Source organism: Sporosarcina oncorhynchi, from assembly GCF_033304615.1.
Lineage (GTDB): Bacteria > Bacillota > Bacilli > Bacillales_A > Planococcaceae > Sporosarcina > Sporosarcina oncorhynchi.
In genome coordinates this window covers 2,922,340-2,945,380 of sequence record NZ_CP129118.1, presented here as the reverse complement: position 1 = coordinate 2,945,380, position 23,041 = coordinate 2,922,340, and the positions used below count along the sequence as shown (strand labels likewise).

Genomic DNA, 23,041 nt, shown 5'->3' with positions numbered 1-23,041 from the left:
GTAATGATTGATGAAAAAAGCAAAAGTTTGGGGCATCTTATCTATTCTAGTATTGTCGCTGTTCTTCGCAGGTACAGTTTTCGCAGCAGACGATGATCTACCGGAGCCGCTTGAAGGGAAGCCGTCGGTTCATCATAAATAAAACTAATCTATACTCAAGGACCTGATTCTTCACGAATTAGGTTCCTTTTTAACTGTTCTAGAGAGCATGCCGTAAGATTTTTTCAAAATATGTAGCCAATCTAAAAGTTTTTGCTGCTTCAACTGAAAAACCTTTGATTACACAAAAAAATTCACATTCAATCGCTCTCATGTAGACTTTCCTAAATAGAGATGTTATATAAGGATTCCTTTATATTAATTTCATTATATTTCCCAACCTCCCAATTATTGCATTTAGGTTAAAAGTACAAGACAATTAAAGTAGAAGTTCTGGCCAGTCTTCTAATAAAAAACAAGGGGGAAAAGATTATGAAAATGAGGAAGTTCTTGACTGTATTAATTTTAGGTGCAACTTTGTTTTCTTTTAGTGATTTTGCACATGCTGAAGGACATGATGATAATACCATTCATAATCATGATGAAGCAACTCATAATCATGGTGAATTAACGGAAACTGGAGATATTGGATTGATGTATGTTCCTTGTCCAGTTGCGGATCCTAACCCTCATAACATGATTTTTATGAGTTCTCATGAAATCTATAAAGGTCAGACCGGAAGCTATCACTACCATATGAATAGATATTGCGTAGCTGAGCTATATCTTGTCCGTTCACTGTACAGTTGTAAATATTGTGGTTGGGATGAGTGGCGAGAAAGTAATCGCATTTTTCATCCAGGTCAGTAAGAGTAGTCCTAATTTTAATGTTTGAACAGATTTAAAGTGAAATATAGAAATCTATACTATAAGAGGCTTGAACTGCCCCTAATTGTTAAATTCTAACGGTTGGGGGTGCTTGTTTGGATTCGAACATCAAAACGTTTCCCTACATTCATGCAATATTTAATTTCAAAGATCAAAACAGATATATTTTATTTGCAAATAAGTTATTAGAACAACTCTAAAATTTTTACATCCAAAAAGGCTTAAGTGAAATCAAGAAATAAAGTATTTTGAAAATCACAATACATAAGATTGCAATTGCAAATACACAATGTTACAACTTGATATAGAGGCTCTGCGGGTATGAGTACCAAGCAATGAAGCCAGCTATGTCGATGGCTGGACCTGACTGCAAAGGCTATCATGCTCACTACTCCATGTAAAGTTGAAACACCAAGTTTGCTTGCAATACTATGTACTTTCATTTTTCATTTTACAATTAGTGTTAATAAAGTGAATTTTTCATTAACCGTAACTTTATTTAAATTGTATAATTAATCAGTATAATGTAATTTTAATAAAATTCAACTTTTTTTTCGGGGGGGATAAATATGATACATTTGTGCAAGGTCTTTATCGGTGCAATATTAATGACAATCTTTTTAGCAGGATGTAGTGAGGAAGCTGACTATGCACAATTAGAAGAAACAATAAGGATTCTAACATCTGATGAAATGGATGGTCGTCTCACTGGGACAAAAGGCAATGACCTGGCTCTATCTTTCATTGAAGAAAAATATCAGGAGTTAGGATTGGAGCCTATTAGCTCGGATACAGGGAAACTATTACTGCCGTATCCTCATAAATTTCATGATCCGGAAAAAGGTGAATATCAAATACAAATAATTTCCGAAAGTGGCGTCGAGACGGATTTGATTCGTGGCGTTGATTTTTTGGAGAGAAGCGGTTATAGCAGCTATGAGAAAACCCTGCCTATAACGTTTGATATTGAAAGTCCGGAGATAGAACAAGCTTATGTTGTATTAAAAGACAGAAGCAATTTCCAAGAAGCTTTCGAGAAATCTCAAGGGGTATTTATTGTAGAAGAAGTATTTTCTAAAACATTATCTATTGACACTGTTGATAAACCCCATATTCAAATCTCCCAAAAAACGTATGATAGGTTAAAAGAGATTTCCAGCGGACAAATTATGATGTACTCATCAGTAAAAGAAGAAATGATAGATGCATACAACGTAGCAGGTAAGATTCCAGGTAAAGATAATAAAAATGCAATTGTTCTGTCTGCTCATTTTGATCATGTAGGCTGGGTTGGTGATACCATTTATCGGGGGGCAATTGATAACGCTTCTGGAGTTGCAGTGCTACTTGAAATAGCTGAAAAATTAGCAGACTCTGTTGAAGAATTTGATAGTGATATTATTATAGTAGCCTTTAACGGTGAGGAATCAGAGCTTCAAGGTAGTTCTCATTTTATAGAAGAGTTAGGTGACAAATATAATAGCATTTACAACATTAACCTGGATTCTTTCTATAAGACTCCAGTAAGTATTGTTTCGCAGGAGGATGAAGTTTCAGAAGATTTATTGGGAGACCTGATATCTGTCTTGAAAGAAAACAGTGTGGAGTTTAATACTGATTTGAGTGGAGGTTTAAGAAGTGATCACTCCACCTTCCTGTCTAAGCACATTAACGCCATGACGATTTCCAGTCAGAATGTGACCCCGATAATACATCGTCCTTTGGATACAATTGAAGAGATAGATTTCATATCTTTATTGAAAGTAGCTGACAGTATTGTCGAATTCATCAATAAACATCATCGTAAAGAATACGTTTTTACACAAAACTACGACCCCGAAAACAGCACTTCTCAAGTAGGAGAGGAAGTTGATTACGAATTCCAGGCAACAGAAAGGGCGAAACTGCAACACAATGAATATACATTAAAACGAAGTACTAAAGATAAAAACTACCATTTAATAGATAACTCCGATTTCACATTTACAGATCTTCATGAATTCAAAGAGTACTATTCAACGATTGATTATGAATCAATAATTGAAGAATATCATATAAACAGTATTCGTGTATTTAATTCATATTTCCGAAAAATTGATGTGTCCAAACTAGAAGAAGATAAGGTCTATACGCATGATTTGAGTTCTGATGATCTGCTATGGATATTGTTTAGCTATTCAAGTATACATGATGAGAAGCAAAAGCTTCTTGTAGAGATACGTAAAGAAACCTCAATGGAAGATAAGGAGCTTGTATATAAGGAGATGGTTATTAACGGCATACCATATACACTTAGTTACAGCGAAAACAGCGACCATCTTTTTGGGTTTTCATATAACCAAGTGGTTAACGGGCTTACTTACACGGTGAGCTTTAGAAAAGGGGAGGAGGTAGTTAGTGAGTTCGAGAGTCACCAAGTAACTGGTATCAAGTCATCATTGTCGGAAGAGGATATTACAGCCTTGATTGAGGATATCAATATTCAAGAAATGGTTCTAAAAACTTTAAAATCCTTCTAATCGATATTGGATTAAGTCTCGGATGGGAAAATCAGGGTGATCAGGGTGCCTGGCACTCATACAATCATGAAAGTTCAAACATTCATGTTTGTTTCGGTTAACGTGATTGTTTGAGTGCCTGTCACCTTTTAAAACCAATCCGAAATTTGCAAAGAACGCATTAAAACTTTAGCCATTTGAGCACGTGTTAATAGTTATGGTGCCTGTGAAAGCCTCCCACTGATTCGGAGGAATCGGTGTGAGGCTTTTTGTGTATTCGTATAAACGTGGAGTGTAACCTGTTAATCAAGGTCCAGTAATGACCAACTTCCCCCGTGCATGGCGAGTTGTTGTTTTTTCTAACGCTGAAAGTCCTTCTGAAAAGGGATAAATATTCTCAATGGTGAGAGTGAAGTCTTTATTTGCAATCCTATTCATCACTGCAGACAATTCATCTGTGACATCGACGTGATAGGCAATCGTACGAATAACAATATTGGGACGCACAGGGAGTTGGTCTCCTGAAACAGCAACAATCTGACCATTTTCTTTAAGTACATCCATACTTTCGAGACCTGTTGATGGTTGAATGGCCATCACCGCATCGACCCCGTTAGGCATCCATTTTCTAATTTGCTGTGTCCAGTCAGCGTCATGGTAATCGACTACTTTCTCTGCACCAAGCGAGCGCATATAGTCATGGTTAGATTTCGAAGCGGAACCGGCAACAATCCATCCTTTTGCCACAGCCAGTTGGATGGCAAATGTACCAATTGCACCGGATGCACCAGCGATGAATAAGGTGTCATTCGGTTTTAGTTGAAGATCATGGAGTGCTTTCAATGCTGTATTTCCAGCCACAGGAATTGCCGCAGCCTGTTCAAAAGTCATCGCTTCAGGGATCGGAAGAATGAGAGAGTCTTCTGTAACGACAGCATATTCAGCCCATGTACCTCCTTTAGGTTGCATGGAACTGACAAAAGCGACACGTTGCCCTTCTTGGAAACGCGTAACATTTTGTCCGACCTTTTCGATGATACCCGCTGCTTCAATACCAATTGTATACGGATACTGTATGTCTTCTGGTAGGAAATAACCGTCGTGAATTCCAACGCCAATCGCTTTCACATGAACAAGTAGTTCGTTTTCATTAACTTCGGGAATAGGAACTTCCATGAAGCCCAGATCACCTGGATCCGCACTTTTCTTTACGATTGCCTTCATCTTATTCATCAACATTCCTCCTAAATAGTATGGTGCCTGTCACTCATTCAATCAAAATATTCATGTTTATTTGGAATAACGTGATTGTATGAGTGCCTGGCACCGCTATAGCGGCATAGAAGGATTCGTTCTCATTGATTGAAAACGATTCAGCATTATTCACATCTTCTACCGCAACCGACCAAGTGCCCTCCGCCTCTTTCAACCGTGCCACTATTTTCTCCCGCAAGCTTTTCATATGATCCCCCTTAATGAACTAACGAAGCCCGTAACGTCGTAATCCCGTTTTCCACATACCCCTTCAAACACGTCAGCATATACACCCAGCCTTCTTTTTGACCAAGCATTTTAGCAACGAGATCAGGGTCATCGGTCTTCATTCCCGATTCAGTCACTTGCATGAGCGTACTGCCATCTTCATTACGGAATGTCATCGTCACCGTCGTTTCGCCCCAAGTGAAAACGATTTTCTCGTTGTCCTGGACCTCCACTACATGGATATCCCCTTTGGCACCATATTCCTCGTACTTCCAAGTAATTGTCTTGCCTTGTTCGACTCTATCCGTGCCTGAGGAAAACCAATAGCCGGTCATTTTCTCCGGATCGACAATGGCTTCGAATACTTCACTTGCCGGTTTATGAATCTTCATTTTTGTTGTGATGTCAGTATTCAATGTAGGTCAATTCCTTTCTGTAGTTGAAGATTCTTGATTAGAAACTAAAACATCCCATTTTCATTTGGTGATTCTGCCGGAACGGGTTGACCAACGTCCCACATTTCAATGATTTTGCCATTAGAAAAGCGGAAAATATGAACTACAGCGGCTCCAAGATCATCAGGATTCTGTTTAATATGGGAATAAACCATCACCATTCCCGCTTCTTCAATCGTCTGTTTCACTTCGAATGTCTTGTTCGGGCTCATGCCGTCATTCTCTTTCATTGCCTGCTTCAACGATCCTCCATCCCCAGAGAAATAGGGATTGTGGTGGCGGAAGTCAGGGCTTACGTACTTTTCATAAGCTTCGTCAATTTTGCCTGCGACGATCATTTGCTGATAGCTCACTGCTTTGACTTTAAGTGATTCCATTAGATACACCCTTTCGGATTAAAGTTTCACGCGATGCGTACTCTTTTACTTCTCATGCATATATTGCCTAAAGATCGTCCACTTCCCAAGGGTCAATGTCCGCATAGATGTTAAACCCGTTTTCCCAATGTGTTCTAATCCACTGAATCACTTGGACAATGTCCTCACTATGAGCAGCGGCTTTCTGCTCCAGGTTTTTTGCTTCGTGTAATTTAGAGGCGCACCAAGCAGGATCTGGGAAAGACTCAAACCATTCCTTATCATCTTCTTCGAGCGGATCTGTATAGCACATGCCGTCATCGACCGGCAACATTTTCGGCCAATCGAGTCCGAGTCCGACATCTTCCATCAATTGGCGGATTTCAAGGCCGAGTGTGTATGGGAAGGTAAACTCCGCTACATCCTCTTTTTCATTCGGGAATTGCAGTCTATACTCTGTTGGGTTTTCCTGCTTCAACAGCTTTTGAAAGAATGATGCCTTAGGTGTTGTCTCGATAATTGTGTAATTGCGAATGGCCATTACCCGTACTTTATCCGCATATTGCTCGGTCGTGCTATTCGGGTATTTTTCAGCCTTAATGGCTCTCGCCTTATCCAAATCTCGCTGTTCTGAAGATGTCAGTTTTGACCGCAATTCCTTTTTCCGGAGGTCCGGTATCTTAAATTCCAGCCTGCGTGATTCTTCTCGATCCATTATGTATGCCTCCCATTGTTCGTATTGACGATTATCCTCTTACCACTAATTCGACACAATGCCAGGAATTCCTTTGTACATACCTGTCAAAAAGAAAACGCCCCTCAACAAATGTCGTCGAGGGGCGTGCTGATTTATTGTTTCAGAAAATCAATTTCCACTTCATTTTTCCGTGGTTCACGTTTAAACAAATAGTCACCGTTTCGAATGGACATCAGTACTTCTGCACGCTCACGAACAGCTTCATAAGCATCTTGTGCATCCAATACGATAAAGTTCGCTGGTTTCCCGACTTCAATCCCATATTCATCATTCACTCTCATAACGTTGGCACCGTTATAAGTAATTAAGTCTAGCGCTTTATTGATTTCATCGATATGTGTGTAATGTGCTAAATGAATGCCGTTGTCTAAAATGTTCATCATATTTCCATTCCCTAACGGGTACCAGTAATCCGCAATGGAATCTTGTGCAAATGCTACATTATTTCCGTTGGCTAGTAATTCTTTCACGCGTGTTAACCCACGACGTTTCGGATAACTGTCGCCACGTCCTTGTAAATGCGCATTCTCAGTAGGGCATGCAATGAAATTGATTTGCGATTCTTTAAACAACCCTAACATCTTATTCGCATAACTGTTTTCAACAGAACCGAAGCTCGTTGTATGACTCGCTGTTGTATATTCACCATAGTCTTTTTCCATGACAAGTGCATTTAGCACTTCTAAAAATCGACTGTTCGGATCATCGTTTTCATCACAGTGAATATCAATCATGACGTCATACTTGATGGCCATATCAACAATGCGTTTGAGTGATTCGACGCCATGCTCATAGGATATTTCAAAATGAGGAATTCCACCGACAACATCGGCTCCCATTTGAAGTGCTTGATCCATTAATTGCTCTGCACCTTTATAGCGGAAAAATCCTTCTTGAGGAAACGCGACAAGTTGCAATGTCACAACGTCTTTTAATTCCTCACGCAGTTTCAATAAAGCTTTCATTCCCGTTAGATTGGGATCCGTAATATCGACATGTGTACGAATAAATTGAACGCCTTTACTTACTTCTTTTTGAATCCCTTTAATGGCACGCTCACGGACAAGTTCTTCGGTCAATGATTTCTTATTATCACTCCATCGCTAGATTCCTTCGAATAGGGTGCCCGAGACATTCGCATTGCCTTCTCCTAGACCTGAAAAAATATAGTCTAAGTGCAAATGCGGGTCAACGTACGGTGGCAGTACTAAACTGCCTTTTAAATCAATCACTTCATCTGCGTCGCCTACATCGTTACCGATTGCTTTAAATTGACCATTTTCTACTAAAATTTCATGGGCTTCTGAATCCCCATATATTGTCGCATTTATAAACTTTTTCATAATAGACATTACTCCTTTACCCATTCTGAAATAATACATGCTTCTAGTACCTAGTATAGCATTTATGAGGTGGCAACTAAATTCTTACCCTTTAAATGAGTGAAATCATACTCTGTCCAAAACATTGTTGCTTATTCTTCAAAAAGATGATGCAACATTCGCTCTTGGTTTTCAAAGAACTGCTTCATGATCGCGTAGTGATCGGTTTCTTCCAATGTTGTTTCATGCATCCCGTCTTCAGTTATCTGAATGATTTTAGAGAGCGGGTGTGCCATGACGATTGGGGAGTGTGTGGAGATGATGAACTGGGACCCATCTTTGACGAGCTGATCGATTCGCGCAAGCAAAGACATTTGGCGAAGCGGAGATAAGGCGGCTTCTGGTTCATCGAGAATATAAAGTCCGTTACCTCTGAAACGGTCCCTGAAAGCGGCGAAGAAGGATTCGCCGTGTGATTGTTCGTGAAGGGATTGACCGCCAAATGAATCGATAATTCTCGGTCCCGCGCCAGGTTCTTCGTCCAGTCGTTCGATCGTCGTCGCTACATTGTAAAACGTCTCGGCTCTGAAGAAAAAGTGATCCCGCGCACGTTCCGTCCCTTTGACAAGGCGAAGATATTCATCGAGTTCCGAATGTGAATCGTAACTTGAAAAGTTGAAATTCATCGTTCCGCCTTCTGGGTTGAATCCATACGCAATCGCGATGCCCTCAAGCAACGTCGATTTGCCCATTCCATTTTCCCCGATGACATAGGTGATGTTCGGATGAAACGCCAGTTCGTCCATATTTTTAATGAAGGGAAGTGTGAACGGAAATTCACCGTGCCGAATTTTTTCTCGCTTCAGTCGCACAGCCCTAATATATTGTGAGTTAGCATGTAATAGAGACAAAGGGAACTCCTCCTGTTCGTAAATCGTTGTGTATTGCGCTTGTTGAAACGTGTAGCTCAACCATGAAATAATCTCGGTTGAGCTACGGAAATTCACGTGTTTAATTTCACAACAACATTCTCAAATACGTCTCGAAATTAACCCCTTCAACTGGTGGAGTCCCGGCTTTGCTAGTATCTTGGATAGCTGTGGCAAGAAATGTTTCCGCGAGCTTGATCGCTGCAGGGATTGTATCTCCTCGCATCATGCTGCCCATTATGACCGATGCAAATAAATCTCCGGTTCCTGAATAGCTGTTTCCATTGTACGGTACGGCACTATACATCGTGCTTTCCTCGTTTATGTACATATTTCCGATGGACTGGACATCATTCTGTACAACCGGCGAATGAATGCCGGTAATAATGACGTGGGCAGCCGTTTCGCTTTGCAACTGTTGACCGGCTTCTTGTATGGCTTGTAAGTAGTCCGTTTCGTTTGTGTAGCGCAAGAGGGAATCATGCGTTAAACCGGTGAGCAAACCGAACTCCGTAATGTTCGGAGTAATGATATCGGCTCGTTTTATCAGTTCTTTCATTTGCGCCAGTAAGTACTGATCGAAGTTCGTATACGCGCCACCGACATCAGCCATGACTGGATCGACAAGCAGCAGTGTATGTTCTTTGTAAAATGCATCAAGAAAATGAAGGATATGCGTGATCTGCTCTTTACCCGTAATGTAGCCCGTATGGATCCCGTCAAAAGAAGCGTTAAGCTTGCGCCATTCTGCTTCGAATACGGGGATTTTGTCAGTCAGGTCCTCACAAAAATAGCTCGGAAATTCGGTTTGTGCAGATAAGATCGCCGTCGGTAAGGGAGACGCTTGTACACCCATGACGGATAGAACAGGGATAGCGGCAGTCAACGAGCACTTGCCGAATGAGGAGAGGTCTTGGATGACCGCGACTTTTTTCATAATAGCCTCCATGGTTGTGTAGTCATTATCATTCATCATAACATGGTTTTTATGTAACTGTGCAAGGGTGTGATTAGGGAAGTGAACAGTGTTATTGTATGGCATTGTGCAGCGTGAAAAAAGTTTGTTATGTGTGCGCATTACGATTTGGAGTATACTTAATTCATTAAGAGCAGGAGGTCTAACGATGACGAATACAGAGAATATACTAACCGAAAAGCAACAGACAGAATTGCTGAACATCCTTAAAACTCGCTTTGAAACAAATATGCACCGGCATCCGGAGCTGGAATGGCCAACTGTCCAATCAAAGCTTGAAGCGCAGCCAGAAAAAGTATGGTCGCTGCATGAAATGGAAAGGACAGGCGGGGAACCGGATGTAATAGGGGTTGATGGGGAAACAGGAGCTTATATGTTCTGTGATTGTTCACCGGAAAGTCCTACCGGCCGCAGAAGTGTCTGTTATGATCCGGCGGCGCTGGAGGCACGTAAGAAAAACAAACCTGCACATAGCGCGATCGGAATGGCAAAAGAAATGGGCATTGAACTGCTCGATGAAGAACAATACCGAAAGCTGCAGCAACTCGAGACTGTCGATAAGAAAACGTCGAGTTGGATTACTACTCCTTCAGACATTCGCAAACTGGGCGGCGCGCTGTTCTGTGATTATCGGTATGCAACAGTATTCGTCTATCATAACGGTGCAGATTCTTATTATGCAGCCAGGGGTTTTCGTGGGTTGCTCAGCGTTTAATTAATCAGTAGAAGTGAAATTACTCTAAACAAATCTCTTCCGTATTTACGTGGAAGGGATTTTTTTTGGTTGTTCAAAAACAAAACTATTAACAACCCTTGTACAATGTTTTTTGGATAAACATTTACACTGAGAGAGTGGAAGACGAGAAATGTGGGTACTAAGAATAAAGACGATATTAACTCAAATACGGCGCGGCATCCGGAAAGACAACGGTTGACATAGGCTGTGGTGTTTACAGACAACATTTGACGATGTCTGGACGCAAGCGTGGTCCCTTGTGTCCGTCAGCATCAGTATTTTACTCGATAAAGAAGGGTGTGCAGCAATATGAATCCGAATCAGCAAAAGCTGGAACAGATCAAACAAGCGCTCAATGCAAAATTCTATGAGCGTGAAAACGAAGTGGAGGGTATTCTGATTGCCCTATTGGCGAGACAGCATATGCTCATGATCGGGCCTGCGGGGACGGCGAAATCGGCGTTGTCGACGGAGATTTCGAAAATTGTCCAGGGGACGAAGTATTTCCAGTGGCTGCTGACACCGTTCAGCACACCGGAAGAGGTTTTCGGACCGTTGTCTTTGAAGGATCTGGAAGCAGGGGTGTACAAGCGGAATACGGCGATGAAAATGCCCGAAGCGGATATCGTCTTCCTGGATGAGATCTTCAAGGCGAATTCCGCCATCTTGAACAGTTTACTGACGTTGATCAATGAAAGGCTCTTCTATAATGATGGATCCCCTGTTGAAGCACCTTTGCTGTCCGTCATCGGTGCTTCCAATGAGTATCCGGAAGACGGGGAAGGATTGGAAGCGTTGTTCGATAGATTCCTGCTGCGGTATGAAATCGATTATATCGGGGATGAAGGGAATTTCCTCGCCATGATGAAGGAAGAGAGCAATCCGGGTGAGATGCCATCGATGCATTTGGATGAACTGAAGGAACTGCACGCAATAGTGGAGCAGGTTGTTGTACCGGATGAAATCTACGAAGCGCTCTCTGTCATCCGAAGAGAATTGTTCGATGAAGGCATCCGGCCGTCAGACAGGCGGTTTAAACAATCCATTGGTGTATTGAAGGCAAAAGCATTCATCCATCAGCGTCAAACTGTGGAGCTAAGCGATCTGTCGCTGCTTGAGAATGCCCTTTGGGAGACGCTCGATCAGAAGGAGACCGTGTGTCACGTCATCCGCCGCTATACGGGAGGTTCTGCGGACAGGTCGCTTGCAGGCATCGAGCGGGAAGCAGAGGAAGTGTATGATATGGCCGTCCGTGACCAGTCGACGGAAGCGGGCATGGAAGCGATGAAGAAACTGAAAGAGCTTATGTCTGAGCTTGATGTGTTGAAAGATGAGGAGTCTGAAAATACGACGGAAATTGTAGGACTAACTAACCGGGTCACTTCCTTATATAAAGAAATCGAGAATAGCCGGCTGGAAGCGGAGTACCCGGGCATGCAGGCGGAACCGGGTGCAGACAGTACGGAAGAAGAGTCCGGCGGAATCCATTTCCGGATGTAAGGGGGGATAGCGATGCGAAGAAGTACAATCATCCGTGACGAACGATCAGTGCTAAATGTTGATGCATTCGATATCAGACGGTTCCAGGAAATCTTCCAGCTATCGGAAGAGCTGCAGCGGGTCCGCGAAGAGAGTGGATTTCCGGCAATCGAATCATTGCTGCGGGACATATGGGCTTCATTGTATAAGATGAAACCTGTTGTCCGCCGTTCAGACGTTCCGGCATCGCTTGAGTTGAACCGTACATTCCTCCGTGAATTGATGCAGCAGGAACAGTTTGACCGGTACCGTGCGTATACGAAGCTCGACGATCTCACTTCCGCGATCTGTACATCGATCATCGGCGACAAGTTGAACGGATGGCTAATGGAAATTCAGGAAGGCGATGCGGAGCTGGAACAGCAGCTGGAAACGGTCCGGAACCTTCAGGACGAATGGGCGATGGACGACATCGAAGAGACGGTGGAACGGGAAGCGACGGAAGAGTTGAATGAAGCTGCGGCTGAGCTGGATGACAAGCTGGACATGGCATTCGATACGAACCGGGAACGTTTTGCGAACATGATGGATGAAGCGATGGACGAGACGATCCATATGAAAGAAGGGCTTATTTCACTCATGGGCGGAACGAGCACAGGCAAAGGTGAAGCCGATATGCGCAAAGTACCTTTACGTGAAAAACTGGCACTTGCGGATAAGCTTGCCGCCGATCAGCAAATGAAAACAATCGCGGAATGGGCGGGTCGGTTCAAGGAAATCGCCCACCGGAAAAAGCGCAAAGAGTATATCGATGCGCCCGAACGCAGGGGAGTCATGCGCGGAAGCGATCTGGAACGGTTGCTTCCTGCTGAACTCGGCTTGTATACGCATTCGGTTGCGAAACTGGAGTTTCTCCGGAAGTTTGCGGAAGGAGAAACGATGCAGTATGACCAGAAGAAACGGGCTGATTCCGGAAAAGGGCCGATCGTTTTTTGCCTCGATCAGTCGGGTAGCATGAGCGAACTGGATAACCAGGCAAAAGGTTTTATTCTCGCGCTCCTGTCGATTGCACGCCAACAGGGCCGGGATGTAAGCGTAATATTATTCTCCACCGCCGTCCAGCGTTTTACATACAGTAAGGGGCGGATGACTGCGGGAGAATTGGCGCGTATGGCAAAGACGTATGCAGGTGGCGGCACCGATTTTACGGTTGCACTGGAAGAGGCGTTACAGGTGCTTGCGGATAGCGCATTCAAAAAAGGCGATGTGATTTTCGTGACAGACGGGGAAGAGACAATTAGTGAAGCGTTTGCGGATCGTTTCAATGAACGCAAGAAGGAAAAGGAGTTCCAGGTCCTGTCACTTGTCATGGGTAAGGATCCGGATGCTGTATCACCGTTTTCAGATCGTACCTTCCATGTCACCGACTTTGATGAAGAGGGCAGCTATACGGCATTCGAAATTTAAGATGCATATGCAGGATACCGTTTGTCAAACTGGCAGACAGGGTAATTATGAGAAACTAGTATTTATCAAAATAGATAGAAAAGAGGTTTTTACATGATTGAAATAAAAACAACAATGCCAGGAAAGAAAGCATTATACGGAGATTGCCGTGAGATATTAGGAGAACATGGTCTACAACTCGGTGGTGGCTGGGATTTCAATCAGGGGCATTTTGATATGGTGCTGAAGGCGGAAGATGAGGACAAGATGTACTTGCGGATGCCGTTTGTCGTAGTGGACGGCATGCTTGACGAAGACAGTGCGATGATCGAGTTCGGTACACCGTTCATCATCAACCACGTCATGAATATCGGGCTGGATGACGAAGGGAGTCCCGTACTCGCAACTGTCGGACTGGACCAGTTTCAGACACCCGATGATCCCGATGCACCGATTCCGTACAGTGAAAAATGGGTGGAAGACGCAGAGGAAGTAGTTTCGCGCTTTTCGGAGAGCGGAATTTTCATCGCTCCGTATATAACGTAATGATGCAATTGTTTTGAGGCTATAATTTACGTTCAACTGATAATAATTGATAGATGCCGAGTTTCCTGTGTATATATTCCACTGGGAAACTTGGCTTTTTTATTCGCTTTGCGATGGATCGAGTTGCTATTACGCAAACACCTACACTGATATAATAGAAGAAAAGAATGTATAGACTTGGGTAAGAATGCAATACCGAAAGGGGTTCCCTAATGAGCAATAAGATCGCTTTCATAGATGTGGAAACGAACGGGATGAGTGCGGAAATGAGTGAAGTGATTGAACTTGGCGTCATGCTAGGGGAGATGAAAGACAACAAGATTGTCAGAGTCGCGGATGAGTATTGTGAATTCCAAGAACCGTTTTTCACGATTCCTCCAATGATTACAAACTTGACGGGCATCAACGATCAGATGGTCCGTGGGAAAACGCTGGACCTGGATAAAGTTTATGGGATTCTTGAACAAGCAGATGGCATCGTTGCCCATAATGCTGCATTCGACAGGGGATTTGTCAGCCGGCTCATGCCTGATACGCTCGACATGGATTGGTATTGTTCCGTCCGTCAGATAAAATGGAAGAATTATGGATTTGAAAATGGCAAGTTGCAGCAATTGTTGAGAGCACATCGTATTGATGTCGAGAACGCACACCGGGCACTGGATGATTCCATTAATTTGGCTAAGCTTTTAAATCATTCGCATCCTGATTTGGGAGTGGATGGTACGTATCTTTCTTATCTGATGAGTAAGAATCCGATGAAGAAGCCGGCGAAATCCCGTATGTAACATGGCTGAAAGAGTACGTCCATTTGACTATTGGTAGATAGAATACAACGATCCGCGAGCCGCCTACAGGTTTCGTGGGTCGTTTTTTATTCACAATAACAATGGTAGGATGAACTATAAAGCTTTTATAAAGTTATGAGATTAGAGAAAAATCGATGATAGATTAGAGTCAGGAGGTATGACGATGGGTGAACAGCTATTGCTCGTGGAAGATGATGTGGAAATTGCGCGCGTCATTCAAGATACGTTGCGGCAGGAAGGATACTGCGTGACATGGGCGACGACGGGACTGGAAGGATGGGAGGATTTTCAGCAAGGCGATTATGATCTCGTACTCGTCGATTGGATGTTGCCCGAAATGGATGGCATAACACTTTGTCAAAATATCCGTTGGAAAAGTGATGTGCCGATTATTATGATTAGTGCACGGAAAGAGGATGCGGACAAAGTGGAAGGTCTCGGCATCGGCGCGGATGACTATTTGGCAAAACCGTTTAGTCTGGCAGAATTGAAAGCACGTGTTTCTTCACAATTGCGCAGATGGCGACGCTATAGCGGTCAAGAAGAGGAGACACAGCAAGCGGATTATTCGAACGGATTAGCAATTGATTGGCAAACGGAGCGTGTGTTTATGAAAAAAGAGGAAATCACGCTCACACGAAAAGAGTTCGAACTGCTGAAACTACTCGCACAAAATCCTGAACGCATCTTTTCAAAAGGAGAGCTGTACCAGCATGTTTGGCAACAGCCTGAACTCGGTGATGCACCAACAGTAGCGGTGCATATTAAGGAACTTCGTGAAAAACTGAAGGATCCTGTCAAAACACCAAGATTCATCCAGACGGTATGGGGCAAAGGGTATCGTTTCATCGGTGAGTTACTATGAAGATTAAAACATGGCTATTGGTCTCCTATTTACTTGTCATGCTGTTGCCACTCGGGGCGGCTTACGGGCTGTTCGCGTGGATTAATGCCTATCATCAGGATCGCAATATCGCTGAATACATGGAAAATTGGACAGAGTTAAACGCTTTGCAAACAGTTTTGAATGACCCTTCACTGTACGAGGTGAATGCTGATATGACGAAGGTCAACCAACTCGAAAGCGATCGCTTGTCCGTGACGTTATATACGGATATAGGCTTCGTCGTATATACATCAAACCCAATGAGGTATACCCTGTTGTCATTCGTCAGGAAAGAACAATTGTATGAAGGGTTTTATGAATTACAGCAGAAATTCGGTGCTTACACTTACAAGGAGCCTGTTTTTGCCGGTAATACGTTCGTCGGTGTGTACGAGGTTCAGTTACTGCGGGATGAATGGGTGGCAGGTGTTGGACAGCGGACATGGTTCGTTGGAGGAATTTTTATAGTCTTCTTCCTTGCGCTGTTCACCGGTGTAGCAATTCTCGTCAACCGAAAATTGAACAGGCCGCTTCGTCAGCTTATGGGACAGATGGATTCATTCGCGAAAGGGGAGGCAGTCTTCCCATTAACGGAACGTCATGATGAAATCGGAGAGTTGACGAAAAGCTTTGACAGTATGCGGAAGGAATTGACGGAAGCGAACCGCAAATTATCGGATGAACAACAGAAAAAAGAAACGATGATCGCGAGTATATCGCATGATTTGAAAACACCGCTCACCTCCATCCGCGCATATGCAGAAGCATTGCAGACGGGGAAACTTTCGGATGGTGAGCAAGCAGAATATCGCAATGTCATCATTTCGAAGTCTGGTTATATGCGGCAGATGCTAGATGACTTACTCATGTACACATTACTGCAATCGAGTAGTTATGAGATGGAGTACGTAAAAGTGGACGGTGGAGAGTTTTTCGATATGCTCGTGTCCGGATATGACATGCTTTGTGAAAAGAAACGAATCAAGCTTCGTGTAGTTAGCGATGTAACCGGGGAGTTTGCGGTCAATGATAAACAACTGATGCGTGTGGTCGATAATCTGATGGCAAATGCAATTACGCATACGAATCCAGGTGGTGCAATCGGGTTAGCTGCCGTAGATGTAGGGCAGACACCGGAATGGAGCTTTCCTTTCGTGGCAGAAGCACTCAAGCGGGAAGACGGAATGTATTTGATTGTCCAAAATGAAGGGCTCGGTCTTTCTGAGGCGGAAATCGCGAAAGTGTTTGACCCGTTGTTCCAAGCGGATCCCGCGCGAACGAAAGCGGGCGAGCGGGGAACAGGCCTCGGATTAAGTATTACGAAACAAATTATGGAGAAGCACGGAGGCGACGTGCAGATGGTATCGGTTCCGGACATCGGAACAGCGGTCATATGTTGGTTGCCAAGAATGAAAGGGGAAGAACACGATGAAATGGATAAAACCACTACTAGCAATTAGCTTTCTACTCGTTTTCGCAGTCGGTTTAGCAGCTTGTAATACAGAGGACAATAAGTTTTCACCACAAGAAGTTGTAAACGCGGCACTAAAAGGTGCAGATGAACAAATAGACTTCTATGGAGAATTTACGATGAAGACGAATGACGACGAAGGTGATTTCTATGCGAAGCAATGGGTAGCGAAAGATGGAAAACGCCGAATCGAAATGGCGTCTGCAGATGGCACGGAAGAAACAATCGCGGTCAATGACGGGATAAACATGACGATGTATGACAAAGCGAGCAATACCGCAACAATTATGGCGATGACCGAAGAGGATATGCAACTGATCAGCCAGCAGACACCACAACAACAAGCAAAACAATTGCTCGAACTCGTCAAAGAGTCACATGATTTGTCGACGCTAGGCAGCGAGAAAATTGCCGGCAGAGATACGTTCCATATTAGCGCGAAAGCTAAAAAAGGGAATACCTTAATTGGCGATCAGGAAATATGGGTGGATAAAGAAACATGGATGGTACTTAAATCTATTTCAAAAAGTACTAAGCTCGTTATGACGCAGGAATTCACAAAGATTGAGTATGATCCGGTATTTAAAGAAGGTATTTTTACACTTGAGATTCCTGAAGGTGCAGAAGTAGAGACATTTGACAAAGAAAGCATGGCGCCAAAAGAAGCGACGATCGAAGATGTGAAAGCAACCCTCGGCACATTCTATATGGTCGCTGAAAAAGATAAGATGAAACTTTCTAGCCTAACGGTTATGGAAGGAATGGAAGGGCGGCCCGAATACTCATTCGACTATGCCAATGAAGAGGGAATCCCGCTGTTTTCAGTTTCTGTGTTTAAAGAGCTATCGAATACGGTAGATTTTGGCGCAATGGGTGAGGAAGAGCAAATGACAATCCGCGGGCAAAAAGGAACGAAAATGGAAAGCGGCAACTTCCGTTTGTTGAATTGGGTTGAAAACGGTGTAGTCTATAGTGTTATCTTGGAAAATCCGACAATCAGTTTTGATGATGTGATGGCACATCTTGAGGCTATGGAATTGGTGGAATGAAGTGAGGCAAAACATGTATATCATTCTTAATTAGTACTTTTCAAACAAGTGTATTTTCATTATAATTGTGGTAAACTAAACGTATACTAAAAAAGACTAGGTGCGTCAACACCTGGTCAATGCAGCTGACATCCGCATGAAGTGCGGTTGGCCAGTTAAAGTCAAAAGGTGTTACAATGAGTAACCACTCAGCTTCTTAGCCAGTAGCGGAGGGTGGTTACTTTTTTCTATTGATGAATAGAGCAATCATCGCTACAATATCTGTCGCCATTGCTGCGAGGAACATCCCAAATTGGAATAACATGTTCATTGCATCGTATGTCACCATATAAACACCCCCCTTTCTCAAGGGAGTGCCAACCGCCCATCCGCTTTATGTAGCTGCTTATACGGTTCTACCACTTCTATGAATTGATAACAGCAAAACCAAATAATAACTGCAAACCAAAAACCTATTCTTCTTTCATAATCGCCCTCTTATATGGAATAGTGGTTGGTGCCCGTTGATCTGCCCTGCAGCCGGACGCGTTCTGGAGGGCGGGCGGTGAACCACACCCCTTCGCTTCGCTTCGACGGGTGTTTCACCTGTCCCACTGATCCTCCCAGAGTCGCCGGCTTCCGCTCCGATCAACTAAATATCATACAAAAAAATCGCAACACAATCGCACCTGTTTGCTTACTATTTATTCTCACGTTTTATCTTGCTAACAACAAGATAGTCGATTATTAAAAACAAAATTAATATGATAAAAGCATAGAGGAAACCATTCTGCGGTAATTTTAATATTAGTATTATCCCAGTATACATAACAAGAGTAAATGCAATCCAATAGATTTTGCTTTTTGAAATCCTCAAGTGACACACCTTCTTCTTGCAGTAATTATGATGTCTAATGTATTTTTCATAGCAATAAAGTAGCCCGGTTGTTTTTAAAAAATAGTAAATATTAAAGCGATAACCAAACTTTGAATTACCACCACTAGAAAAGTTTTTTTATCGAGTCTACTTCTATTTACAATTATTCTTTGTCCTATATAACTTAAAATCAATACAATAAAAAAAGTAATAATAAAACCAAAAAGGAATTCCAGTATCATAGCAATCACCCCCATTCTTTCATGTTCCTTATACTAATCCCGCAATCATGGTCCTATTGTTGATCGAGCGCAAATATTTATTCCAGAATTGACCAAATTATTTAAGAGATAAAAATAACTACATAAAATAAACTAATAATAAAGTAATGATTTAAACTGGACAGATGATATATCTAGTCCAATGTTTCAATAGGTTTTAACAAAGCGACTAAGCAACCTACCGATTGCAAAGCTACAAACCCATATACTCAAAAAGAGTAATACAAAACCCATAAGAAAAAACGCCTTTATTTATTACTTATGTTTTTGGCCCGATTGCGGAACGATTGATTTACGTAAACGCATCTGTTTTCGAAATAAATCTACATCATTTTACTTTTGCGATTGAAACCGCACCATCTGGGAAATGAATCAACATGCTTCCACCTGATGAGAAGACAACTTCAAAAGAGAGCGTAGCATCGTCAACCGACAAAAACTCTTCGAATAACCAATCGTCATGTTTACGATTGAACACAGGTCTTTCATTGTGATAATTATGATGTCGGAATTGAAAAAATGATGTATCCTTAAACCTTAAAATCCACTCATCGCTTCCAGACAAGGTGAAGGCAATTTCAGTATGCAATAAGCTTGTATGATGAACTTCCACTTTGACAAGCTTGTAATCGTGAAAACCCCAACTACTAAAACGGTCAAATACTGGTGTAGGCAGTCGATTCACCAACGTTTCGAATACATTCCTGTACGCCTTTGCATTTTCGGACCACATCTCTTCCAACCTCTGTAAGTCTTTCTCGCTTGTGCAATTCATATTTAATGCAACGTGTGCATCGTACGATAAATAGTTCATGTTATTTCACTCTCTCTTATTTTTTTACAGCAAATTTTACGGTGCTTATTAATTTAAAGCAGGTGAATTACCTCTTGGGAAGTGCAACGAAATAGGAAGATTTGAAATGAGACATTAGAAATCATAGTCAAAATAGCTTTCCACAAATGTTGACATGCGGTTTTTGTCGTCGGGCTCTCCGATTTTATCCAAATCAAAATCATAGAAGTACAAATACGCGATGCGTTGGAGTTCATCGGATGTACCAATCATCCCGAAGGATTTCGGGTAGCCGGAGCCGTTACCTTCCAACACTCGTAATATATAGCTGTTATGCGAGAACTCATCATTTGGGCGACTCGTATCATCGGTTGTATCAGACCTAGCTTCCAAATTGGAGATTGCGAAATCCTCTGCTAGTTTCTTTTTTTCGCTTTCATAGGTTTGCGTGTCATATTCGACTACAAGCACTACCGAGTTGGCTTCGAAGAGGAACATCTTTTTTCGCGTATGTCGGTACATGATGTCTTTATATATTGGTAACTCGTCAAGAACGGGCATTACATCTATTGCTTCCGTATCTAATGCAGTGCCCGTGTTCAGGTACTCATCGATATCCGTACTTGTCTTGCTGCAGCCCGTCAGCAAAAGTACAACAGTCATCAAGACCAAGATAATAAAATACGAAACATGTTGTCGTTTCAAAAATCCCATCCCCTTTAGTGTCATTCCGACACACAAGTTCCTGTGCTTGATGTAATGTTTTGTTTTCCATAGTGTCACACTCTTTGGGTTGAACAAACTTGCTCCGTTAGTGAAAAGCAACAGTTTGCAAGAAGTATAGTGGCTTTATGCCGTTCGTTAATATTCAACGCCTTCGCGTTTATGTTTCTTAAGTTTGTCAGGCTTCGGATTGAAATAATCTTCCGTGTAGGCCGGTACGAATTTGTTATGTTCAATATATCCAGACCCCCACGTTGGATCCATCATAATCCATTTACCATCTGCTTTCACTTCGACCCATGCATGGTTCTCTGGATCGAATGAAGGTCCTGCTGTGCCGACGATGTAGCGTGTTTCAAGTCCTAGAGCTCTGAGAAGGGCAGCGGCCAAGTACGCATAGTCTACGCAAATTCCGGATTTGAGCTCGAGTGTTTTCAATGCGCTATCATCCCACTCGTTCCCGATATTCTTCAGTTTGTTTACGTCATAAGAAACGTTTTTCGCCGTATATTCGTAAATCGCTTTCGCCTTTTCATAATCAGTCATTCCTTCATTAGTAAGTTGATTGGCGAGAGCAATAATTTCAGGTGCATCGGATTGGATGCCGCGAGAAGGGAGCAAGTCGCGCTTATCATCTGGATTCGTATTGTTAACGACGAAATCAGCCACTTCGGTAAAGAATAACAAATCCATCGTTGTACTTTCGTGATCTTGCAGCCAAATTTTCACCGTATAGAGTCCCGGTCCAAAGCGTAAATAGAATTCATCGTCAAATTGAAAGTCGTTTACGGGAATGACAGACATGGATGTGTCTTCGCCTTTTGATGCAGAAACCCACAAGTTTGTCACTTCCGCTGAAACAGGAAGACTTTTGTCAATGGAGCCCGTAATGCGATACGTTAAATCGGTAGAGTCTCCACCTTGTTGGGGTGATACCAAGTTAAATCCGTGCTCTAGAAAAGCCGGGTGTGTTTGAATCGTTTGTAATCCCGAATCATCGGTACTATCCAAATAGAGGACCGTACCTAACTGTAAATCGTCTTCCTCCTCGGAGATGAAGACGAGCAACTCATGGATGCCTTGGCCATACCATAAAGGGATATCAATGGAGAATTGTCCATCTTCAATGACGGTTTGATGGATCGAGTAGTGACCGTCCTTTCTTAATTCGAATAAAAGACTTTTTCCTTCATAGGCTACGGGATCAATATTCCCCGTCAAGGTGACGACTTCACTTGCTTCTAGTAAACCGCTGGCCGGTTCGGAAAACGTCAAGTCTGCTTTCATGGCAAGGGGTGTATATGTAATTTCCCGATGCGCAGCAGGGTTAACGTTGAAGACTGTGAAATGGAAAGCATCATAATAATCTTCAACAGTCGTGTCATTTGCCGGAAGCATCACATAGATTCCATATTCACCTTCACCGTGGAAAAGTTGTGTTTCCAATTTGAACTTGCCATCTTCAATCGGAACGTATTGATCTTGAATGGCGTCAGTCGGAATGGCGATGGAATCGTTCATGTAGTGTAATTGAATCCAAGCATAGTCCGTGACGAGCCCTTCAAGATTCCCAATCGTACCTTCTACAATCAAGGTCCCGTTGACCGCATAGTTTGAGCTAGTAGGCTGTATGAGCTCAGCGTCTATTTCATCAGGATATGAATAACGTTCTACATACTTTTCAGTTAGTTCTTCGTTCTTAGAAACGACCGCTGCTTCTAATTCCTGCAAAGGCTGCTCGATTTCTCGTTCCGGAGCTACCGCTTCTTCAGGAACAGGGGAGCATGCTGCAAGCAACAGGCAAACCACGAAGATAGATAAGATTGAATAGACTTTTTTAGTAGACACTGAAAAACTCCTCCCAGACTGGAACACGGTAAACAGTAAAAATATGAAACAAAACGTGTATTTGAAATTCACTATATATATGTACGTCTAATGATACAAAATAGTTTCGCAATTTGGAAGACGGGAATACATTAATCTTGTTAGCGTATGCCTGCAGTACTCAATGTTTCAGATCGTTCGCCCGAGAAGTTTTCGTTCATGTCCGTCAAATCGATGGATGACGCATTCAAAGGTTTGAGTGAAACCATGCAAGTGATGTTCAATAAAGAAAAGAGGCTGGGACATAACATACAAAAAGCGTAGAGGATATAATCCTTTACGCTTTTTGTATGTTATGTGTTAACAACTATTTTGTAGAACATCATAGTGCACCGGAGCGGAAAAAGGCCGACTCCTGCGGGATGTAGCGCGAATGTTGAGACCCCGCAGGAGCTTTAGCGACGAGGAGGCTCAAGCGCGCCCCGCGGAAAGCGTGC

Annotated in this window: 24 protein-coding genes; 11 read left to right on the top strand and 13 right to left on the bottom strand. The window is 42.7% G+C overall.

What is annotated here, in order from left to right; translation table 11 throughout:
- Positions 1-10 precede the first annotated feature (10 nt).
- The 3 genes from QWT69_RS14430 (at position 11) to QWT69_RS14420 (ending at position 3,386) form a co-directional block, all read left to right on the top strand.
- Positions 11-142, top strand: a complete 132-nt coding sequence (locus tag QWT69_RS14430; protein ID WP_317966788.1) for a hypothetical protein — start codon at positions 11-13, stop codon at positions 140-142.
- A gap of 329 nt (positions 143-471) precedes the next feature.
- Positions 472-849, top strand: coding sequence for a hypothetical protein (locus QWT69_RS14425; RefSeq protein WP_317966786.1), 378 nt, complete (start codon positions 472-474; stop codon positions 847-849).
- A 587-nt stretch (positions 850-1,436) separates the two neighbouring features.
- The gene (locus QWT69_RS14420) at positions 1,437-3,386 is read left to right on the top strand and encodes a M28 family metallopeptidase (RefSeq protein WP_317966784.1); all 1,950 of its coding nucleotides are present in this window, start codon (positions 1,437-1,439) and stop codon (positions 3,384-3,386) included.
- A gap of 285 nt (positions 3,387-3,671) precedes the next feature.
- Here the strand turns inward: QWT69_RS14420 and QWT69_RS14415 are convergent, their stop codons facing one another.
- The 9 genes from QWT69_RS14415 to QWT69_RS14375 form a co-directional block, all read right to left on the bottom strand.
- Positions 3,672-4,598: an NADP-dependent oxidoreductase gene (locus QWT69_RS14415; RefSeq protein WP_317966782.1), complete on the bottom strand. Its 927-nt coding sequence runs from the start codon at positions 4,596-4,598 to the stop codon at positions 3,672-3,674.
- Positions 4,599-4,632: 34 nt separating this feature from the next.
- Positions 4,633-4,827 carry a serine hydrolase gene (locus QWT69_RS14410; protein WP_317966780.1) on the bottom strand — a complete coding sequence of 65 codons (195 nt, stop codon included), beginning with the start codon at positions 4,825-4,827 and terminating at the stop codon, positions 4,633-4,635.
- Between the two features lie 10 nt (positions 4,828-4,837).
- Positions 4,838-5,263 carry an SRPBCC family protein gene (locus tag QWT69_RS14405; protein ID WP_317966778.1) on the bottom strand — a complete coding sequence of 142 codons (426 nt, stop codon included), beginning with the start codon at positions 5,261-5,263 and terminating at the stop codon, positions 4,838-4,840.
- A 44-nt stretch (positions 5,264-5,307) separates the two neighbouring features.
- Positions 5,308-5,679 (bottom strand): nuclear transport factor 2 family protein, encoded by a 372-nt coding sequence (locus QWT69_RS14400; protein WP_317966776.1) that lies wholly within the window; start codon positions 5,677-5,679, stop codon positions 5,308-5,310.
- Positions 5,680-5,746: 67 nt separating this feature from the next.
- Complete coding sequence (locus tag QWT69_RS14395; RefSeq protein WP_317966774.1) at positions 5,747-6,373, bottom strand: hypothetical protein; 627 nt, start codon at positions 6,371-6,373, stop codon at positions 5,747-5,749.
- Positions 6,374-6,507: 134 nt separating this feature from the next.
- On the bottom strand, positions 6,508-7,494 hold the full coding sequence (locus QWT69_RS14390) for an amidohydrolase family protein (protein WP_317966772.1): 987 nt from the start codon (positions 7,492-7,494) through the stop codon (positions 6,508-6,510).
- Positions 7,495-7,518: 24 nt separating this feature from the next.
- On the bottom strand, positions 7,519-7,758 hold the full coding sequence (locus tag QWT69_RS14385; RefSeq protein ID WP_317966770.1) for a hypothetical protein: 240 nt from the start codon (positions 7,756-7,758) through the stop codon (positions 7,519-7,521).
- A 131-nt stretch (positions 7,759-7,889) separates the two neighbouring features.
- Complete coding sequence (locus QWT69_RS14380) at positions 7,890-8,648, bottom strand: AAA family ATPase (RefSeq protein ID WP_317966768.1); 759 nt, start codon at positions 8,646-8,648, stop codon at positions 7,890-7,892.
- A gap of 106 nt (positions 8,649-8,754) precedes the next feature.
- Complete coding sequence (locus QWT69_RS14375) at positions 8,755-9,603, bottom strand: pyridoxamine kinase (protein WP_317966766.1); 849 nt, start codon at positions 9,601-9,603, stop codon at positions 8,755-8,757.
- Between the two features lie 187 nt (positions 9,604-9,790).
- Here QWT69_RS14375 and QWT69_RS14370 point away from each other — a divergent pair, with 187 nt between their 5' ends.
- The 8 genes from QWT69_RS14370 (at position 9,791) to QWT69_RS14335 (ending at position 18,064) form a co-directional block, all read left to right on the top strand.
- The gene (locus tag QWT69_RS14370) at positions 9,791-10,357 is read left to right on the top strand and encodes a DUF4256 domain-containing protein (RefSeq protein ID WP_317966764.1); all 567 of its coding nucleotides are present in this window, start codon (positions 9,791-9,793) and stop codon (positions 10,355-10,357) included.
- A gap of 330 nt (positions 10,358-10,687) precedes the next feature.
- Positions 10,688-11,878 carry an AAA family ATPase gene (locus QWT69_RS14365; protein ID WP_317966762.1) on the top strand — a complete coding sequence of 397 codons (1,191 nt, stop codon included), beginning with the start codon at positions 10,688-10,690 and terminating at the stop codon, positions 11,876-11,878.
- Between the two features lie 12 nt (positions 11,879-11,890).
- A complete protein-coding gene (locus tag QWT69_RS14360) occupies positions 11,891-13,324 on the top strand; it encodes a VWA domain-containing protein (RefSeq protein WP_317966760.1) in 1,434 nt (477 codons plus the stop codon).
- Positions 13,325-13,417: 93 nt separating this feature from the next.
- Positions 13,418-13,849: a YugN family protein gene (locus QWT69_RS14355; RefSeq protein WP_317966758.1), complete on the top strand. Its 432-nt coding sequence runs from the start codon at positions 13,418-13,420 to the stop codon at positions 13,847-13,849.
- Between the two features lie 212 nt (positions 13,850-14,061).
- Positions 14,062-14,637: an exonuclease domain-containing protein gene (locus QWT69_RS14350; RefSeq protein WP_317966756.1), complete on the top strand. Its 576-nt coding sequence runs from the start codon at positions 14,062-14,064 to the stop codon at positions 14,635-14,637.
- Between the two features lie 184 nt (positions 14,638-14,821).
- A complete protein-coding gene (locus QWT69_RS14345) occupies positions 14,822-15,523 on the top strand; it encodes a response regulator transcription factor (RefSeq protein ID WP_317966754.1) in 702 nt (233 codons plus the stop codon).
- On the top strand, positions 15,520-17,004 hold the full coding sequence (locus QWT69_RS14340; protein ID WP_317966752.1) for a HAMP domain-containing sensor histidine kinase: 1,485 nt from the start codon (positions 15,520-15,522) through the stop codon (positions 17,002-17,004). The genes QWT69_RS14345 and QWT69_RS14340 overlap by 4 nt, the downstream gene beginning before the upstream one ends.
- Positions 16,973-18,064 (top strand): LolA family protein, encoded by a 1,092-nt coding sequence (locus QWT69_RS14335; protein WP_317966750.1) that lies wholly within the window; start codon positions 16,973-16,975, stop codon positions 18,062-18,064. The genes QWT69_RS14340 and QWT69_RS14335 overlap by 32 nt, the downstream gene beginning before the upstream one ends.
- Before the next feature lie 217 nt (positions 18,065-18,281).
- Here QWT69_RS14335 and QWT69_RS14330 read toward each other — a convergent pair whose 3' ends face one another.
- From QWT69_RS14330 to QWT69_RS14315, 4 genes are all read right to left on the bottom strand, one after another.
- The gene (locus QWT69_RS14330) at positions 18,282-18,392 is read right to left on the bottom strand and encodes a putative holin-like toxin (protein WP_317966748.1); all 111 of its coding nucleotides are present in this window, start codon (positions 18,390-18,392) and stop codon (positions 18,282-18,284) included.
- A gap of 1,137 nt (positions 18,393-19,529) precedes the next feature.
- On the bottom strand, positions 19,530-20,015 hold the full coding sequence (locus tag QWT69_RS14325; RefSeq protein WP_317966746.1) for a hypothetical protein: 486 nt from the start codon (positions 20,013-20,015) through the stop codon (positions 19,530-19,532).
- 114 nt (positions 20,016-20,129) lie between these two features.
- A complete protein-coding gene (locus tag QWT69_RS14320) occupies positions 20,130-20,699 on the bottom strand; it encodes a hypothetical protein (RefSeq protein ID WP_317966744.1) in 570 nt (189 codons plus the stop codon).
- Between the two features lie 156 nt (positions 20,700-20,855).
- Positions 20,856-22,565 (bottom strand): transglutaminase domain-containing protein, encoded by a 1,710-nt coding sequence (locus QWT69_RS14315; RefSeq protein ID WP_317966742.1) that lies wholly within the window; start codon positions 22,563-22,565, stop codon positions 20,856-20,858.
- Between the last annotated feature and the right edge of the window lie 476 nt (positions 22,566-23,041).

Bases quoted from the DNA above. Each gene is read 5' to 3' on its own strand.
- QWT69_RS14385 (WP_317966770.1), bottom strand. From the start codon at position 7,758: ATGAAAAAGTTTATAAATGCGACAATATATGGGGATTCAGAAGCCCAT.
- QWT69_RS14430 (WP_317966788.1), top strand. From the start codon at position 11: ATGAAAAAAGCAAAAGTTTGGGGCATCTTATCTATTCTAGTATTGTCG.
- QWT69_RS14415 (WP_317966782.1), bottom strand. From the start codon at position 4,598: ATGAATAAGATGAAGGCAATCGTAAAGAAAAGTGCGGATCCAGGTGAT.
- QWT69_RS14350 (WP_317966756.1), top strand. From the start codon at position 14,062: ATGAGCAATAAGATCGCTTTCATAGATGTGGAAACGAACGGGATGAGT.
- QWT69_RS14325 (WP_317966746.1), bottom strand. From the start codon at position 20,015: ATGAACTATTTATCGTACGATGCACACGTTGCATTAAATATGAATTGC.
- QWT69_RS14395 (WP_317966774.1), bottom strand. From the start codon at position 6,373: ATGGATCGAGAAGAATCACGCAGGCTGGAATTTAAGATACCGGACCTC.
- QWT69_RS14425 (WP_317966786.1), top strand. From the start codon at position 472: ATGAAAATGAGGAAGTTCTTGACTGTATTAATTTTAGGTGCAACTTTG.
- QWT69_RS14375 (WP_317966766.1), bottom strand. From the start codon at position 9,603: ATGAAAAAAGTCGCGGTCATCCAAGACCTCTCCTCATTCGGCAAGTGC.
- QWT69_RS14370 (WP_317966764.1), top strand. From the start codon at position 9,791: ATGACGAATACAGAGAATATACTAACCGAAAAGCAACAGACAGAATTG.
- QWT69_RS14365 (WP_317966762.1), top strand. From the start codon at position 10,688: ATGAATCCGAATCAGCAAAAGCTGGAACAGATCAAACAAGCGCTCAAT.
- QWT69_RS14420 (WP_317966784.1), top strand. From the start codon at position 1,437: ATGATACATTTGTGCAAGGTCTTTATCGGTGCAATATTAATGACAATC.
- QWT69_RS14340 (WP_317966752.1), top strand. From the start codon at position 15,520: ATGAAGATTAAAACATGGCTATTGGTCTCCTATTTACTTGTCATGCTG.
- QWT69_RS14410 (WP_317966780.1), bottom strand. From the start codon at position 4,827: ATGAAAAGCTTGCGGGAGAAAATAGTGGCACGGTTGAAAGAGGCGGAG.
- QWT69_RS14355 (WP_317966758.1), top strand. From the start codon at position 13,418: ATGATTGAAATAAAAACAACAATGCCAGGAAAGAAAGCATTATACGGA.
- QWT69_RS14345 (WP_317966754.1), top strand. From the start codon at position 14,822: ATGGGTGAACAGCTATTGCTCGTGGAAGATGATGTGGAAATTGCGCGC.
- QWT69_RS14400 (WP_317966776.1), bottom strand. From the start codon at position 5,679: ATGGAATCACTTAAAGTCAAAGCAGTGAGCTATCAGCAAATGATCGTC.
- QWT69_RS14360 (WP_317966760.1), top strand. From the start codon at position 11,891: ATGCGAAGAAGTACAATCATCCGTGACGAACGATCAGTGCTAAATGTT.
- QWT69_RS14330 (WP_317966748.1), bottom strand. From the start codon at position 18,392: ATGGTGACATACGATGCAATGAACATGTTATTCCAATTTGGGATGTTC.
- QWT69_RS14335 (WP_317966750.1), top strand. From the start codon at position 16,973: ATGAAATGGATAAAACCACTACTAGCAATTAGCTTTCTACTCGTTTTC.